The sequence below is a fragment of the Pseudomonas tremae genome (assembly GCF_001401155.1).
Taxonomy (GTDB): Bacteria; Pseudomonadota; Gammaproteobacteria; order Pseudomonadales; family Pseudomonadaceae; genus Aquipseudomonas; species Aquipseudomonas tremae.
The window spans coordinates 14,926-28,303 of record NZ_LJRO01000352.1 but is presented as its reverse complement, the minus strand read 5'-3'; the positions used below and the strand labels follow the sequence as shown (position 1 = coordinate 28,303).

The window sequence follows — 13,378 nt, the reverse complement described above, 5'->3', positions numbered from 1 at the left end:
TTAACCCTCGACTCGCAGCATGTAGTAAGCCTTGTTGATCATCCCGCGATTTTCGGGAGTATCCAGGACTTCTACAGTGTGACCGATGCGACGCAGACCCAAACCCTTAATGCACAATCTGTGATTAGGGATGCGGCCGGTCATGCTTTTGATCAGCGTTACTTTAACGGTAGCCATGATCAGATGATCTCCTCAACACGCTTGCCACGTTTGGCAGCGATCGACTCAGGAGACTGCATGCCTTTCAAACCCTTGAATGTGGCGTGAACCACGTTTACAGGGTTTGTCGAGCCATAGCACTTGGCCAATACGTTCTGGACACCAGCAACTTCCAGCACTGCGCGCATTGCGCCGCCAGCGATGATACCGGTACCTTCGGAAGCAGGCTGCATGTACACCTTGGAGGCGCCATGAGCAGACTTCATTGCGTACTGCAGGGTAGTGCCGTTCAGATCAACCTGAATCATGTTGCGGCGAGCAGCTTCCATCGCTTTCTGGATCGCAGCAGGCACTTCACGTGACTTGCCACGGCCGAAGCCAACGCGCCCTTTACCATCACCCACTACGGTCAACGCAGTGAAAGTGAAGATACGGCCGCCTTTTACGGTTTTGGCCACGCGGTTAACTTGAACCAGTTTCTCGATGTAGCCTTCGTCGCGTTTTTGGTCGTGATTTGACATAACTTAGAACTCCAGCCCGCCTTCACGAGCAGCATCAGCCAGCGCTTTGACACGGCCGTGGTACTTGAAGCCAGAACGGTCGAAAGCGACTTGCGATACGCCCGCGGCTTTCGCGCGCTCGGCGACCAGCTTGCCAACCTTAGTGGCCGCGTCGATGTTGCCAGTGGCGCCATCACGCAGTTCTTTGTCCAAAGTCGAGGCGCTTGCCAAAACTTTGCTGCCGTCGGCCGAGATGACCTGGGCATAAATGTGCTGCGAAGAGCGGTGCACGCAGAGACGCACGACTTCTAGCTCGTGCATTTTCAGGCGTGCTTTGCGAGCGCGACGCAGTCGGGTAACTTTTTTGACGGTCATTTGCTATGCCCTACTTCTTCTTGGCTTCTTTACGGCGGACGACTTCGTCCGCGTAACGCACACCTTTGCCTTTGTAAGGCTCAGGACGGCGGAAGTCGCGGATCTCAGCGGCCACTTGACCAACCAACTGCTTATCGATACCGCGAATCAGGATATCGGTCTGGCTGGGGGTCTCAGCGGTGATGCCATTCGGCAATTCATAGTCCACCGGGTGCGAGAAGCCAAGTGCAAGGTTCAGGACCGTGCCTTTTGCTTGCGCCTTGTAACCAACACCGACCAGCTGGAGCTTACGCTCGAAGCCTTGGCTTACGCCCTGGACCATGTTGTTAACCAGTGCACGAGTGGTGCCTGCCATTGCGCGAGTTTGTTGATCGCCATTGCGAGCAGCGAAACGCAGCTCACCAGCTTCTTCAACAATCTCAACGGACGAATGGATGTTCAGTTCTAGAGTGCCCTTGGCACCCTTCACCGAAAGTTGCTGGCCGACGAGTTTGACTTCGACGCCGGATGGCAACTTAACGGGGTTCTTAGCTACGCGTGACATGCTTATCCCCCCTTAGAACACAGTGCAAAGCACTTCGCCACCGACACCGGCAGCGCGCGCAGCACGATCCGTCATCACACCTTTACTGGTGGAGACGATAGACACACCAAGACCGCCACGAACTTTCGGCAGATCATCGGAGGACTTGTACTGACGCAAGCCTGGGCGGCTGACGCGCTTAACCTCTTCAATGACCGGACGGCCTTCGAAGTACTTAAGCTCGATGGACAGCGAGGATTTAACTTCGCTGCTGATCTGATAACCCGCAATGTAGCCTTCGTCCTTCAGGACTTTTGCTACAGCAACCTTCAACGTGGAAGATGGCATGCTTACGACGGGCTTTTCAGCCATCTGGGCATTACGGATACGAGTTAGCATGTCCGCTAACGGGTCCTGCATACTCATGGGCTAGACGCTCCTAAAACAAAATAATTAGCCTTGCGGCTACAGCTTGATCGCCGAGAACTTCCGGGCATGTAAAAACACGGGCTCAGGCGAGCCGGCAATTCTAGTCCTACCCCGGAAATGAATCAAGCCCCAAAAGGGGCTTGATTCAAATTCAGGCTCCGTCCCGACCGGTGACTTTCGTAACCAGCCGGGCCAAAACGAGAGGTGCGCCTTACCAGCTGGCTTTGACCAGACCTGGAACGTCGCCACGCATTGCTGCTTCACGCAGCTTGTTACGGCCGAGGCCGAACTTGCGATAGACGCCGTGTGGACGACCAGTGATGCGGCAACGGTTACGCATGCGCGCAGCGCTTGCGTCACGTGGTTGCTTCTGCAGGGCTACGGTAGCTTCCCAACGCGCTTCTGGACTTGCGTTCAGATCAACGATGATAGCTTTCAGCTCTGCACGCTTCTTGGCGTACTTGGCAACGGTGAGCTGACGCTTCAGCTCACGGTTTTTCATGCTCTTCTTGGCCATAGTCCTACTCCAATCAGTTGCGGAACGGGAATTTGAAAGCACGCAGCAATGCGCGGCCTTCGTCATCGTTCTTGGCAGTGGTGGTCAGGGTAATGTCCAGACCGCGGAGAGCATCGATCTTGTCGTAATCGATTTCCGGGAAAATGATCTGCTCTTTTACGCCCATGCTGTAGTTACCACGACCATCGAAGGACTTGGCATTCAGGCCGCGGAAGTCGCGAACCCGAGGCAGGGAGATCGACAGCAGACGATCCAGGAATTCATACATACGATCGCGGCGCAGAGTCACTTTGACGCCGATCGGCCAGCCTTCGCGGACTTTAAAGCCAGCGATGGATTTCCGAGCGTAAGTCACAACGACTTTCTGACCGGTGATCTTTTCCAGGTCAGCAACAGCGTGCTCGATGATTTTCTTATCACCGATCGCTTCGCCCAGACCCATGTTCAGGGTGATTTTGGTAACGCGCGGAACTTCCATCACGTTCGAAAGCTTAAGTTCTTCCTTAAGTTTCGGAGCGATTTCCTTCCGGTAAATCTCTTTTAGTCGTGCCATGGTCTTCTACCTAGCAGTGTTCAAGCATCAACCGCTTTTTGGGTCGACTTGAAGACACGAATTTTCTTGCCGTCTTCAACTTTGAAACCAACGCGGTCAGCCTTGTTGGTTGCGCCGTTGAAAATGGCGACGTTGGAAGCGTGCAGTGGCGCTTCTTTCTCGACGATACCGCCCTGTACGCCCGACATCGGGTTTGGCTTGGTATGACGCTTCACCAGGTTGACCCCACCAACGACCAAACGGTCGTCAGCGAGAACCTTGAGCACCTTACCGCGCTTACCTTTGTCTTTGCCGGCGATCACGATGATCTCGTCGTCACGACGAATCTTTTGCATGTCGGATCTCCTTAAAGCACTTCAGGGGCGAGCGAGACGATCTTCATGAACTTCTCAGTACGAAGTTCACGGGTCACTGGCCCAAAGATACGGGTACCGATCGGCTCTTGCTTGTTGTTCAACAGAACAGCAGCGTTGCCATCGAAGCGGATGATGGAGCCGTCTGCACGACGAACACCATGGCGAGTGCGGACTACGACAGCAGTCATCACTTGGCCTTTTTTCACCTTGCCGCGCGGAATTGCTTCCTTGACGGTCACTTTGATGATGTCACCGATACCAGCGTAACGACGATGGGAGCCACCCAGCACCTTGATGCACATAACACGGCGAGCGCCGCTGTTATCGGCCACATCGAGCATGGATTGAGTCTGAATCATATAATTTCTCCGACCCCTAGCCCTTAGACTTCCACAGCGCGTTCGAGGATATCAACCAATGCCCAAGACTTGGTCTTGGCTACGGGACGGGTTTCACGAATAGTGACCTTGTCGCCGATATGGCATTGATTGGTTTCGTCGTGTGCGTGCAGCTTAGTCGAACGCTTAACGTATTTACCGTAGATCGGGTGCTTAACGCGACGCTCGATCAGAACGGTGATGGTCTTGTCCATCTTGTCGCTGACAACACGGCCAGTCAGCGTACGGACAGTTTTTTCGGCTTCAGCCATGATTACTTACCTGCCTGCTGGTTGAGCACAGTTTTCACGCGAGCGATGTCACGCTTAACTTGCGAGAGCAGATGAGACTGCCCCAACTGGCCAGTTGCTTTCTGCATACGCAGATTGAACTGGTCGCGCAGCAGGCCGAGCAGTTGCTCGTTCAGCTGCTGTGCTGATTTTTCACGAAGTTCATTCGCTTTCATCACATCACCGTCCGCTTAACAAAGGAGGTGGCGAGCGGCAGCTTTGCAGCAGCCAGGGCGAAAGCCTCACGCGCCAGCTCTTCAGTAACACCCTCGATTTCATACAGGACTTTGCCTGGCTGAATCTGGGCAACCCAGTACTCCACGTTACCCTTACCTTTGCCCATCCGAACTTCGAGTGGCTTCTTGGTGACAGGCTTGTCCGGGAATACACGGATCCAGATCTTGCCGCCACGTTTAACGTGACGGGTCAGTGCACGACGCGCTGACTCGATCTGACGAGCGGTGAGACGACCACGAGCTACAGACTTCAGCGCGAACTCGCCGAAGCTGACTTTGCTACCGCGCAGCGCCAGACCACGGTTGTGGCCGGTCATCTGCTTGCGGAACTTCGTACGCTTTGGTTGCAACATTTGGCGTACCCCTTACTTAGCAGCTTTTTTACGAGGCGCTGGTGCTTGTGGTTTCAGTTCTTCTTGGCGACCACCAATTACTTCGCCTTTAAAGATCCAAACCTTTACACCGATCACACCGTAAGTGGTGTGAGCTTCGTAGTTGGCATAGTCGATGTCGGCACGCAGGGTGTGCAGTGGCACACGACCTTCGCGATACCATTCAGTACGTGCGATTTCAGCACCGCCGAGACGACCGCTCACTTGGATTTTGATGCCTTTGGCACCAATGCGCATGGCGTTCTGAACAGCGCGCTTCATCGCGCGACGGAACATTACACGACGCTCCAGCTGCTGAGCTACGCTCTGCGCAACCAGCATACCGTCAAGCTCCGGCTTGCGGATCTCTTCGATATTGATGTGCACAGGCACACCCATTTGCTTGGTCAGGTCCTGACGCAGTTTCTCAACATCTTCACCTTTCTTCCCGATAACAATGCCGGGACGAGCGGTGTGGATGGTGATACGTGCTGTCTGAGCCGGACGATGGATATCGATACGGCTGACGGACGCGCTTTTTAATTTGTCTTGGAGGTACTCACGCACTTTCAGATCAGCGAACAAATAGTCCGCATAAGTCCGACCGTCTGCGTACCAGACGGAGGTGTGCTCCTTGACGATTCCCAGGCGAATGCCAATGGGATGTACTTTCTGACCCATCTCTTCGACTCCGTTACTTGTCAGCAACCTTGACAGTTATATGGCAAGACCGCTTGACGATGCGATCAGCACGGCCTTTAGCACGTGGCATGATGCGCTTCAGCGAACGCCCTTCGTTGACGAAAACGGTGGAGACCTTAAGGTCATCAACGTCTGCGCCTTCGTTATGCTCGGCGTTGGCTACAGCCGACTCCAGCACTTTCTTCAGGATCTCGGCGGCTTTCTTACTGCTGAAAGCCAACAGGTTGAGCGCTTCGCCCACCTTCTTCCCGCGGATCTGGTCGGCGACCAAGCGGGCTTTCTGGGCGGAGATTCGAGCGCCCGACAACTTAGCGGCTACTTCCATCGTTCCTTACCCCTTAACGCTTGGCTTTCTTGTCTGCCACGTGCCCACGATATGTGCGGGTACCGGCAAACTCGCCTAGTTTATGGCCGACCATGTCTTCGTTCACGAGAACTGGAACATGTTGACGACCGTTATGCACTGCAATGGTCAAACCGACCATTTGTGGCAGGATCATAGAACGACGCGACCAGGTTTTAACTGGTTTGCGATCATTCTTTTCCGCCGCCACTTCGATCTTCTTCAGTAGGTGAAGATCAATAAAAGGACCTTTTTTCAGAGAACGTGGCACTGTCGTATCCCTCTATTTACTTGCGACGACGGACGATCATTTTGTCGGTACGCTTATTACCACGAGTCTTCGCGCCCTTAGTCGGGAAGCCCCACGGCGATACCGGATGACGACCACCAGAGGTACGACCTTCACCACCACCATGTGGGTGGTCAACCGGGTTCATGGCAACACCACGAACGGTTGGGCGAACGCCACGCCAGCGTTTGGCACCAGCTTTACCCAGCGAACGAAGGCTGTGCTCGGAGTTCGAGACTTCGCCCAGCGTCGCACGGCACTCAGCCAATACTTTACGCATCTCACCGGAGCGAAGACGCAGGGTAACGTACACACCTTCACGAGCGATCAACTGTGCCGAAGCACCAGCGGAACGAGCGATCTGTGCGCCTTTACCTGGCTTCAATTCGATGCCGTGTACGGTGCTACCAACTGGAATGTTGCGCAGTTGAAGAGCGTTGCCTGGCTTGATTGGTGCCAAAGCACCTGCAACCAGCTGGTCGCCAGCACTCACGCCTTTAGGGGCGATGATGTAGCGGCGCTCGCCGTCTGCATAAAGCAGCAGGGCAATGTGTGCAGTACGGTTTGGATCGTATTCGATACGCTCGACGGTGGCAGCGATGCCATCCTTGTCGTTGCGACGGAAGTCGACCAGACGATAATGCTGTTTAGCGCCACCACCGATATGACGGGTAGTAATGCGACCATTGTTGTTACGACCACCAGACTTCGATTTTTTCTCGAGCAGCGGTGCGTGAGGAGCGCCTTTATGGAGCTCCTTGTTGACCACCTTGACCACAAAACGGCGGCCAGGGGAAGTCGGTTTGCATTTAACGATTGCCATGATGCACCCCTTCCTTACTCAGCACTGCTGCTGAAATCGAGATCTTGGCCTGGCTGAAGGGAGATAACTGCCTTCTTCCAGTCATTACGCTTGCCCAGACCGCGAGCAGTGCGCTTGCTCTTACCCAGAACATTCAGGGTAGTAACACGCTCTACTTTCACGCTGAACAGGCTTTCGACGGCCTTCTTGATTTCCAGCTTGGTTGCGTCAGTAGCAACCTTGAAAACGAACTGACCTTTCTTGTCTGCCAGAACCGTAGCCTTCTCGGAAACGTGCGGGCCAAGCAGAACTTTAAATACGCGTTCCTGGTTCATCCCAGCAGCTCCTCGAATTTCTTCACGGCCGACACAGTGATCAACACTTTGTCGTATGCGATCAGACTAACTGGATCGGAACCTTGAACATCACGCACATCGACGTGAGGCAGGTTACGAGCAGCCAGGTACAGATTTTGGTCAACAGCGTCAGACACGATCAGGACGTCAGTCAGGCCCATGCCAGTCAGCTTGTTCAGCAAATCTTTGGTTTTCGGTGCTTCAACAGCGAAGTCCTGAACCACGACCAGACGATCAGTACGGACCAGTTCAGCAAGAATGGAGCGCAGAGCTGCGCGGTACATCTTCTTGTTGAGCTTCTGAGTGTGATCCTGAGGACGAGCTGCGAAAGTGGTACCGCCGCCACGCCAGATTGGGCTACGGATAGTACCGGCACGAGCACGGCCAGTACCTTTCTGACGCCAAGGGCGCTTACCGCCACCACGAACGTCGGAACGGGTCTTTTGCTGCTTGCTACCCTGACGACCGCCAGCCATGTAGGCCACGACTGCCTGGTGAACCAGCGTCTCGTTGAATTCGCCGCCAAATGTCAGTTCGGAAACTTCGATTGCCTGAGCGTCATTTACATTTAATTGCATGTCAGCTTCCCCTTAACCGCGAGCCTTGGCTGCCGGACGTACAACCAGGTTGCCGCCAGTAGCGCCAGGAACAGCACCCTTGACCAACAACAGATTGCGTTCAGCGTCCACGCGCACTACTTCGAGGGACTGCACGGTCACGCGCTCAGCGCCCATATGACCGGACATTTTTTTGCCCTTGAATACACGACCAGGAGTCTGGCACTGGCCGATAGAGCCCGGGACGCGGTGGGAGACGGAGTTACCGTGGGTATTGTCCTGACCACGGAAATTCCAACGCTTGATCGTACCCTGGAAGCCCTTACCTTTGGACTGACCGGTCACATCGACCAGTTGACCAGCGGCGAAGATTTCAGCGTTGATCTGATCGCCAGTCTGGTAGTCGCCTTCTTCAAGACGGAACTCCATGACGGTACGACCGGCGGCTACGTTCGCTTTAGCGAAGTGACCAGCCTGAGCGGCTGTAACACGCGAAGCACGACGCTCGCCGACAGTGACTTGCACTGCACGATAGCCATCGGTTTCTTCGGTTTTGAACTGAGTGACGCGATTCGGCTCGATCTCAATGACCGTGACCGGAATGGAGACACCTTCTTCGGTGAAAATACGGGTCATACCGCATTTACGACCGACTACACCAATAGTCATGTTGTAAACCTCATGAGTGTACGGGGCTTTCACCCGCTATGGCCGCCCATTTCAGAGCGTTACACGACTAAGACCCAAGTCTTAGCCGAGGCTGATCTGAACTTCCACACCGGCCGCAAGATCAAGCTTCATAAGCGCATCAACGGTTTTTTCCGTTGGCTGAACAATGTCCAGAACGCGTTTATGAGTACGGATCTCATACTGGTCGCGCGCGTCTTTGTTGACGTGCGGAGAAACCAGAACGGTGAACCGCTCTTTACGAGTCGGCAGTGGAATCGGACCACGCACCTGTGCACCAGTACGTTTCGCGGTTTCCACGATTTCCTGGGTTGATTGGTCGATCAGGCGATGGTCAAAAGCCTTCAACCTGATACGGATTTGCTGGTTTTGCATTGGATTCAGACTCCAGATTGCTGTTCCCACCGAGCGCAATACGCCCGTTAAAAGGAGGCGCAATTCTATAGACGACCTAACAGGGTGTCAACCCAATAAAAAAGGCCCCCGCTAAGCGGGGGCCCCTTCAAAACACTAAAGGTCACTCAAAAAAGAGCTTACTCGAGGATTTTAGCTACAACGCCAGCACCAACGGTACGGCCGCCTTCACGGATTGCGAAGCGCAGACCGTCTTCCATCGCGATGGTTTTGATCAGGGTGACAACCATTTTGATGTTGTCGCCTGGCATTACCATTTCTACGCCGTCTGGCAGTTCGCAGTTACCAGTTACGTCGGTAGTACGGAAGTAGAACTGTGGACGGTAGCCTTTGAAGAACGGAGTGTGACGACCGCCTTCTTCTTTGCTCAGCACGTACACTTCAGCTTCGAACTTGGTGTGCGGCTTAACCGAACCTGGCTTAACCAGAACCTGGCCACGCTCAACGTCGTCACGCTTGGTACCACGCAGCAGAACGCCGCAGTTCTCGCCAGCACGACCTTCGTCGAGCAGCTTACGGAACATTTCAACACCGGTGCAGGTGGTGACGGTAGTGTCACGCAGACCAACGATTTCCAGTGGATCTTGAACCTTGACGATACCGCGCTCGATACGACCAGTTACAACAGTACCGCGACCGGAGATCGAGAATACGTCTTCGATTGGCATCAGGAACGGCTTGTCGATAACACGTACTGGATCTGGAATGTAGCTGTCCAGAGTCTCAACCAGTTTACGAACGGACGTGGTGCCCATTTCGTTATCGTCTTTGCCTTCCAGAGCCATACGAGCAGAACCGATGATGATCGGAGTGTCGTCACCTGGGAAGTCGTAAGTGCTCAGCAGATCGCGCACTTCCATCTCAACCAGTTCCAGCAGCTCAGCGTCGTCTACCAGGTCAGCCTTGTTCAGGTAGACAACGATGTACGGTACACCTACCTGACGGGACAGCAGGATGTGCTCACGGGTTTGCGGCATCGGACCATCAGCGGCCGAGCAAACCAGGATCGCGCCGTCCATCTGGGCAGCACCGGTGATCATGTTCTTCACATAGTCAGCGTGACCTGGGCAGTCAACGTGAGCGTAGTGACGGATCAGCGAGTTGTATTCAACGTGCGCGGTGTTGATGGTGATACCACGAGCTTTTTCTTCTGGTGCGCTGTCGATTTTATCGAAATCGACGACTGCAGAACCGAAAATTTCGGAGCAAACGCGAGTCAGAGCAGCAGTCAGTGTAGTTTTACCGTGGTCAACGTGACCGATAGTGCCAACGTTGACGTGCGGAAGGGAACGATCAAATTTTTCTTTAGCCACGACAAATAACTCCTAGCCTAAGGCGCTGAATCAGCCTTGTTTTTTGGTTACAGTTTCGACGACGTGCGACGGAGCTGCATTGTATTTTTTGAATTCCATAGAGTAGCTTGCGCGACCCTGGGACATGGAGCGAACGTCAGTCGCATAACCGAACATCTCACCCAACGGAACCTCGGCACGAATCACTTTACCGGAAACCGTATCTTCCATACCCAAGATCATGCCGCGACGACGGTTAAGGTCGCCCATCACGTCACCCATATAGTCTTCAGGCGTAACAACCTCTACCGCCATGATCGGCTCAAGCAACTCACCACCGCCCTTCTGGGCCAGTTGCTTGGTCGCCATGGAAGCAGCCACCTTAAACGCCATCTCGTTCGAGTCGACGTCATGGTAGGAACCATCAAACACGGTAGCCTTCAGGCCGATCAGCGGATAACCGGCAACAACACCGTTCTTCATCTGCTCTTCGATACCCTTCTGGATAGCCGGGATGTATTCCTTCGGAACAACACCACCTACCACTTCGTTTACGAATTGCAGACCTTCCTGACCTTCGTCAGCAGGCGCAAAACGGATCCAGCAATGACCAAACTGGCCACGACCGCCGGATTGACGAACGAACTTGCCTTCGATTTCACAATTCTTCGTGATGCGCTCACGATAGGAAACCTGAGGCTTGCCGATGTTGGCTTCGACGTTGAACTCACGGCGCATCCGGTCAACCAGGATGTCCAAGTGGAGCTCGCCCATGCCAGAGATGATCGTTTGACCAGTCTCTTCATCAGTCTTGACGCGGAAAGACGGGTCTTCCTGAGCAAGTTTGCCCAGTGCAATACCCATTTTTTCCTGGTCATCCTTGGTCTTCGGCTCAACGGCGACCGAAATAACCGGCTCCGGGAAGTCCATGCGAACCAGGATGATTGGCTTGTCAGCGTTGCACAAGGTTTCACCAGTGGTGACGTCCTTCATGCCGATCAGGGCCGCGATGTCGCCAGCGCGTACTTCCTTGATCTCTTCGCGAGCGTTTGCGTGCATCTGCACCATACGACCCACACGCTCTTTTTTGCCTTTGACCGAGTTGATCACGCCGTCGCCGGATGCCAACACGCCCGAGTAAACACGGACAAAGGTCAAAGTACCCACGAATGGGTCGGTAGCAATCTTGAACGCCAAAGCCGAGAACGGCTCGCTGTCGTCCGCATGACGCTCCATCTGAATTTCTTCGTTATCAGGGTCGGTACCCTTGATAGCTGGAATGTCAATTGGAGCCGGCAGGTAGTCGATCACGGCGTCGAGAACCAGGGGAACACCCTTGTTCTTGAATGAAGAACCGCAAACAGCAAGAACGATCTCACCAGCGATAGTACGCTGACGCAGAGCGGCCTTGATTTCCTCGTTGGTGAGTTCTTCACCTTCAAGATACTTGTTCATCAGCTCTTCGTTGGCTTCGGCTGCAGCCTCAACCATATTGGCGCGCCATTCATCAGCCAGTTCCTGCATTTCAGCAGGGATAGGCTTGCGAACAGGAACCATGCCTTTGTCAGCGTCATTCCAGTAAACAGCTTCCATAGCCATCAGGTCGATTTGACCCTGGAAGTTGTCTTCAGCACCGATGGCCAACTGAATAGGCACCGGAGTGTGACCCAGACGCTGCTTGATCTGAGCGATTACGCGCAGAAAGTTAGCACCGGCACGGTCCATCTTGTTCACGTAGACGATACGTGGAACGCCGTATTTGTTGGCTTGACGCCATACGGTTTCGGACTGAGGCTCTACACCGGAAGTACCGCAGAACACAACGACCGCGCCGTCGAGTACACGCAGGGAACGCTCAACTTCAATGGTGAAGTCTACGTGGCCCGGGGTGTCAATAACGTTGAAACGGTATTGGTCTTTGTGTTGCTTCTCGGAACCCTGCCAGAAGGCAGTGATAGCAGCAGAAGTAATGGTAATACCACGCTCCTGCTCCTGAACCATCCAGTCCGTGGTCGCGGCGCCGTCATGCACCTCGCCCATTTTGTGGCTTTTGCCGGTGTAAAAAAGGACGCGCTCGGTGGTGGTGGTTTTACCAGCATCCACGTGAGCGACGATACCGATGTTACGGTAACGGCTAATCGGAGTAGTACGAGCCATAAAGCCCTCGCAAATATAGTGACGCTGAAATTAGAAGCGGTAGTGCGAGAAAGCCTTGTTGGCCTCGGCCATACGGTGCACGTCTTCACGCTTCTTGACCGCAGCACCTTTACCTTCGGCGGCGTCCATCAGTTCGCCAGCCAAACGCAGAGCCATAGACTTCTCACCGCGCTTGCGCGCGAAGTCTACCAGCCAACGCATTGCCAGAGCATTACGACGGGACGGACGAACTTCGACAGGAACCTGGTAAGTAGCACCGCCTACACGGCGCGACTTCACTTCGACCAGCGGAGCGATGGCGTCGAGAGCTTTCTCGAAGATTTCCAGGGGGTCGCTGTTCTTGCGTTCTTTAACCTTTTCCAGCGCGCCATAAACGATACGCTCGGCAACGGCTTTTTTGCCGCTTTCCATTACGTGGTTCATGAACTTGGCCAGGATCTGGCTGCCGTATTTTGGATCGTCAAGCACTTCGCGCTTGGCTGCTACGCGTCTTCTTGGCATGGATAAGCCCTCAAACGGTCTTCAGGTTAGCTCGGGACCACCATCCAACAAAGGATGCGCCCGACCTTACTCTTATCGACTCAGAAAAATAGAAATCTGCAATTTCAAACAGAAGCCAAATACTACTTAGGCTTCTTGGTACCGTATTTCGAGCGACCCTGGTTACGGCCTTTAACGCCGGAAGTATCCAGAGAACCACGAACGGTGTGATAACGAACACCTGGCAAGTCTTTTACACGACCGCCACGGATCAGTACCACGCTGTGTTCTTGCAGGTTGTGACCTTCACCACCGATGTACGAGGAAACCTCGAAACCGTTGGTCAGGCGAACACGGCAGACTTTACGCAATGCCGAGTTAGGTTTTTTCGGCGTGGTGGTATACACACGAGTGCAAACACCGCGACGTTGCGGGCAGTTCTGCAGCGCAGGCACGTCGGATTTCTCGACGATACGCTTACGCGGCTGACGTACCAGCTGGTTGATAGTTGCCATCTACTAGCTCCACTGTTGTCTTGCGACGCTATTGTCTTACAAGAAAAGCAATTGACGAGACAAACGCCCCGCCAAATTTAGGGGTACAAGAGTCTAAA

At 54.0% G+C, this 13,378-nt stretch carries 24 protein-coding genes; all 24 read right to left on the bottom strand.

Annotated elements, in window-relative coordinates:
- The 24 genes from rpmD to rpsL all read right to left on the bottom strand — a co-directional run bounded on the left by rpmD (position 1) and on the right by rpsL (position 13,280).
- Positions 1–177 (bottom strand): 50S ribosomal protein L30, encoded by a 177-nt coding sequence (gene rpmD / locus ALO43_RS19040; RefSeq protein WP_002555471.1) that lies wholly within the window; start codon positions 175–177, stop codon positions 1–3.
- A gap of 2 nt (positions 178–179) precedes the next feature.
- Positions 180–680 (bottom strand): 30S ribosomal protein S5, encoded by a 501-nt coding sequence (rpsE, locus tag ALO43_RS19035; RefSeq protein WP_003317099.1) that lies wholly within the window; start codon positions 678–680, stop codon positions 180–182.
- Between the two features lie 3 nt (positions 681–683).
- On the bottom strand, positions 684–1,034 hold the full coding sequence (gene rplR / locus ALO43_RS19030; protein WP_002555473.1) for a 50S ribosomal protein L18: 351 nt from the start codon (positions 1,032–1,034) through the stop codon (positions 684–686).
- A 10-nt stretch (positions 1,035–1,044) separates the two neighbouring features.
- Positions 1,045–1,578 (bottom strand): 50S ribosomal protein L6, encoded by a 534-nt coding sequence (rplF, locus tag ALO43_RS19025; protein ID WP_003369019.1) that lies wholly within the window; start codon positions 1,576–1,578, stop codon positions 1,045–1,047.
- Between the two features lie 12 nt (positions 1,579–1,590).
- Entirely contained in the window at positions 1,591–1,983 is a 393-nt protein-coding gene (gene rpsH / locus ALO43_RS19020; protein WP_002555475.1) for a 30S ribosomal protein S8, read from the bottom strand.
- Between the two features lie 214 nt (positions 1,984–2,197).
- The gene (rpsN, locus tag ALO43_RS19015) at positions 2,198–2,503 is read right to left on the bottom strand and encodes a 30S ribosomal protein S14 (RefSeq protein ID WP_002555476.1); all 306 of its coding nucleotides are present in this window, start codon (positions 2,501–2,503) and stop codon (positions 2,198–2,200) included.
- Between the two features lie 13 nt (positions 2,504–2,516).
- A complete protein-coding gene (gene rplE, locus ALO43_RS19010) occupies positions 2,517–3,056 on the bottom strand; it encodes a 50S ribosomal protein L5 (protein ID WP_005887091.1) in 540 nt (179 codons plus the stop codon).
- Between the two features lie 20 nt (positions 3,057–3,076).
- Entirely contained in the window at positions 3,077–3,391 is a 315-nt protein-coding gene (gene rplX, locus ALO43_RS19005; protein ID WP_005887089.1) for a 50S ribosomal protein L24, read from the bottom strand.
- Between the two features lie 11 nt (positions 3,392–3,402).
- Positions 3,403–3,771: a 50S ribosomal protein L14 gene (gene rplN / locus ALO43_RS19000; RefSeq protein WP_002555479.1), complete on the bottom strand. Its 369-nt coding sequence runs from the start codon at positions 3,769–3,771 to the stop codon at positions 3,403–3,405.
- A gap of 23 nt (positions 3,772–3,794) precedes the next feature.
- Positions 3,795–4,061, bottom strand: a complete 267-nt coding sequence (gene rpsQ, locus ALO43_RS18995) for a 30S ribosomal protein S17 (RefSeq protein ID WP_002555480.1) — start codon at positions 4,059–4,061, stop codon at positions 3,795–3,797.
- Positions 4,062–4,063: 2 nt separating this feature from the next.
- On the bottom strand, positions 4,064–4,255 hold the full coding sequence (gene rpmC / locus ALO43_RS18990) for a 50S ribosomal protein L29 (RefSeq protein WP_002555481.1): 192 nt from the start codon (positions 4,253–4,255) through the stop codon (positions 4,064–4,066).
- Positions 4,255–4,668, bottom strand: coding sequence for a 50S ribosomal protein L16 (gene rplP, locus ALO43_RS18985; protein WP_002555482.1), 414 nt, complete (start codon positions 4,666–4,668; stop codon positions 4,255–4,257). The genes rpmC and rplP overlap by 1 nt, the downstream gene beginning before the upstream one ends.
- 12 nt (positions 4,669–4,680) lie before the next feature.
- Positions 4,681–5,367, bottom strand: a complete 687-nt coding sequence (rpsC, locus tag ALO43_RS18980; RefSeq protein ID WP_003176422.1) for a 30S ribosomal protein S3 — start codon at positions 5,365–5,367, stop codon at positions 4,681–4,683.
- A gap of 13 nt (positions 5,368–5,380) precedes the next feature.
- A complete protein-coding gene (gene rplV, locus ALO43_RS18975) occupies positions 5,381–5,713 on the bottom strand; it encodes a 50S ribosomal protein L22 (protein WP_002555485.1) in 333 nt (110 codons plus the stop codon).
- A 13-nt stretch (positions 5,714–5,726) separates the two neighbouring features.
- A complete protein-coding gene (gene rpsS / locus ALO43_RS18970; protein WP_002555486.1) occupies positions 5,727–6,002 on the bottom strand; it encodes a 30S ribosomal protein S19 in 276 nt (91 codons plus the stop codon).
- Positions 6,003–6,018: 16 nt separating this feature from the next.
- Positions 6,019–6,843 carry a 50S ribosomal protein L2 gene (gene rplB, locus ALO43_RS18965; RefSeq protein ID WP_005887086.1) on the bottom strand — a complete coding sequence of 275 codons (825 nt, stop codon included), beginning with the start codon at positions 6,841–6,843 and terminating at the stop codon, positions 6,019–6,021.
- 14 nt (positions 6,844–6,857) lie between these two features.
- On the bottom strand, positions 6,858–7,157 hold the full coding sequence (gene rplW / locus ALO43_RS18960) for a 50S ribosomal protein L23 (protein WP_002555488.1): 300 nt from the start codon (positions 7,155–7,157) through the stop codon (positions 6,858–6,860).
- The gene (gene rplD / locus ALO43_RS18955; protein WP_002555489.1) at positions 7,154–7,756 is read right to left on the bottom strand and encodes a 50S ribosomal protein L4; all 603 of its coding nucleotides are present in this window, start codon (positions 7,754–7,756) and stop codon (positions 7,154–7,156) included. Before rplD ends, rplW begins: the two co-directional genes overlap by 4 nt.
- A gap of 12 nt (positions 7,757–7,768) precedes the next feature.
- Entirely contained in the window at positions 7,769–8,404 is a 636-nt protein-coding gene (rplC, locus tag ALO43_RS18950; RefSeq protein ID WP_005887084.1) for a 50S ribosomal protein L3, read from the bottom strand.
- 81 nt (positions 8,405–8,485) lie between these two features.
- A complete protein-coding gene (rpsJ, locus tag ALO43_RS18945) occupies positions 8,486–8,797 on the bottom strand; it encodes a 30S ribosomal protein S10 (RefSeq protein ID WP_002555491.1) in 312 nt (103 codons plus the stop codon).
- A gap of 158 nt (positions 8,798–8,955) precedes the next feature.
- Entirely contained in the window at positions 8,956–10,149 is a 1,194-nt protein-coding gene (tuf, locus tag ALO43_RS18940) for an elongation factor Tu (protein WP_024670793.1), read from the bottom strand.
- 30 nt (positions 10,150–10,179) lie between these two features.
- Positions 10,180–12,285, bottom strand: coding sequence for an elongation factor G (gene fusA, locus ALO43_RS18935; RefSeq protein ID WP_054997915.1), 2,106 nt, complete (start codon positions 12,283–12,285; stop codon positions 10,180–10,182).
- A gap of 30 nt (positions 12,286–12,315) precedes the next feature.
- The gene (rpsG, locus tag ALO43_RS18930; protein ID WP_004397077.1) at positions 12,316–12,786 is read right to left on the bottom strand and encodes a 30S ribosomal protein S7; all 471 of its coding nucleotides are present in this window, start codon (positions 12,784–12,786) and stop codon (positions 12,316–12,318) included.
- A gap of 122 nt (positions 12,787–12,908) precedes the next feature.
- On the bottom strand, positions 12,909–13,280 hold the full coding sequence (gene rpsL, locus ALO43_RS18925; RefSeq protein WP_002555494.1) for a 30S ribosomal protein S12: 372 nt from the start codon (positions 13,278–13,280) through the stop codon (positions 12,909–12,911).
- Positions 13,281–13,378: the final 98 nt, after the last annotated feature.

Coding starts and splice junctions, on each gene's coding strand:
- rpmD (WP_002555471.1), bottom strand. CDS start 177: ATGGCTACCGTTAAAGTAACGCTGATCAAAAGCATGACCGGCCGCATC.
- rpsE (WP_003317099.1), bottom strand. CDS start 680: ATGTCAAATCACGACCAAAAACGCGACGAAGGCTACATCGAGAAACTG.
- rplR (WP_002555473.1), bottom strand. CDS start 1,034: ATGACCGTCAAAAAAGTTACCCGACTGCGTCGCGCTCGCAAAGCACGC.
- rplF (WP_003369019.1), bottom strand. CDS start 1,578: ATGTCACGCGTAGCTAAGAACCCCGTTAAGTTGCCATCCGGCGTCGAA.
- rpsH (WP_002555475.1), bottom strand. CDS start 1,983: ATGAGTATGCAGGACCCGTTAGCGGACATGCTAACTCGTATCCGTAAT.
- rpsN (WP_002555476.1), bottom strand. CDS start 2,503: ATGGCCAAGAAGAGCATGAAAAACCGTGAGCTGAAGCGTCAGCTCACC.
- rplE (WP_005887091.1), bottom strand. CDS start 3,056: ATGGCACGACTAAAAGAGATTTACCGGAAGGAAATCGCTCCGAAACTT.
- rplX (WP_005887089.1), bottom strand. CDS start 3,391: ATGCAAAAGATTCGTCGTGACGACGAGATCATCGTGATCGCCGGCAAA.
- rplN (WP_002555479.1), bottom strand. CDS start 3,771: ATGATTCAGACTCAATCCATGCTCGATGTGGCCGATAACAGCGGCGCT.
- rpsQ (WP_002555480.1), bottom strand. CDS start 4,061: ATGGCTGAAGCCGAAAAAACTGTCCGTACGCTGACTGGCCGTGTTGTC.
- rpmC (WP_002555481.1), bottom strand. CDS start 4,255: ATGAAAGCGAATGAACTTCGTGAAAAATCAGCACAGCAGCTGAACGAG.
- rplP (WP_002555482.1), bottom strand. CDS start 4,668: ATGTTGCAACCAAAGCGTACGAAGTTCCGCAAGCAGATGACCGGCCAC.
- rpsC (WP_003176422.1), bottom strand. CDS start 5,367: ATGGGTCAGAAAGTACATCCCATTGGCATTCGCCTGGGAATCGTCAAG.
- rplV (WP_002555485.1), bottom strand. CDS start 5,713: ATGGAAGTAGCCGCTAAGTTGTCGGGCGCTCGAATCTCCGCCCAGAAA.
- rplB (WP_005887086.1), bottom strand. CDS start 6,843: ATGGCAATCGTTAAATGCAAACCGACTTCCCCTGGCCGCCGTTTTGTG.
- rplW (WP_002555488.1), bottom strand. CDS start 7,157: ATGAACCAGGAACGCGTATTTAAAGTTCTGCTTGGCCCGCACGTTTCC.
- rplD (WP_002555489.1), bottom strand. CDS start 7,756: ATGCAATTAAATGTAAATGACGCTCAGGCAATCGAAGTTTCCGAACTG.
- rplC (WP_005887084.1), bottom strand. CDS start 8,404: ATGACTATTGGTGTAGTCGGTCGTAAATGCGGTATGACCCGTATTTTC.
- rpsJ (WP_002555491.1), bottom strand. CDS start 8,797: ATGCAAAACCAGCAAATCCGTATCAGGTTGAAGGCTTTTGACCATCGC.
- fusA (WP_054997915.1), bottom strand. CDS start 12,285: ATGGCTCGTACTACTCCGATTAGCCGTTACCGTAACATCGGTATCGTC.
- rpsG (WP_004397077.1), bottom strand. CDS start 12,786: ATGCCAAGAAGACGCGTAGCAGCCAAGCGCGAAGTGCTTGACGATCCA.
- rpsL (WP_002555494.1), bottom strand. CDS start 13,280: ATGGCAACTATCAACCAGCTGGTACGTCAGCCGCGTAAGCGTATCGTC.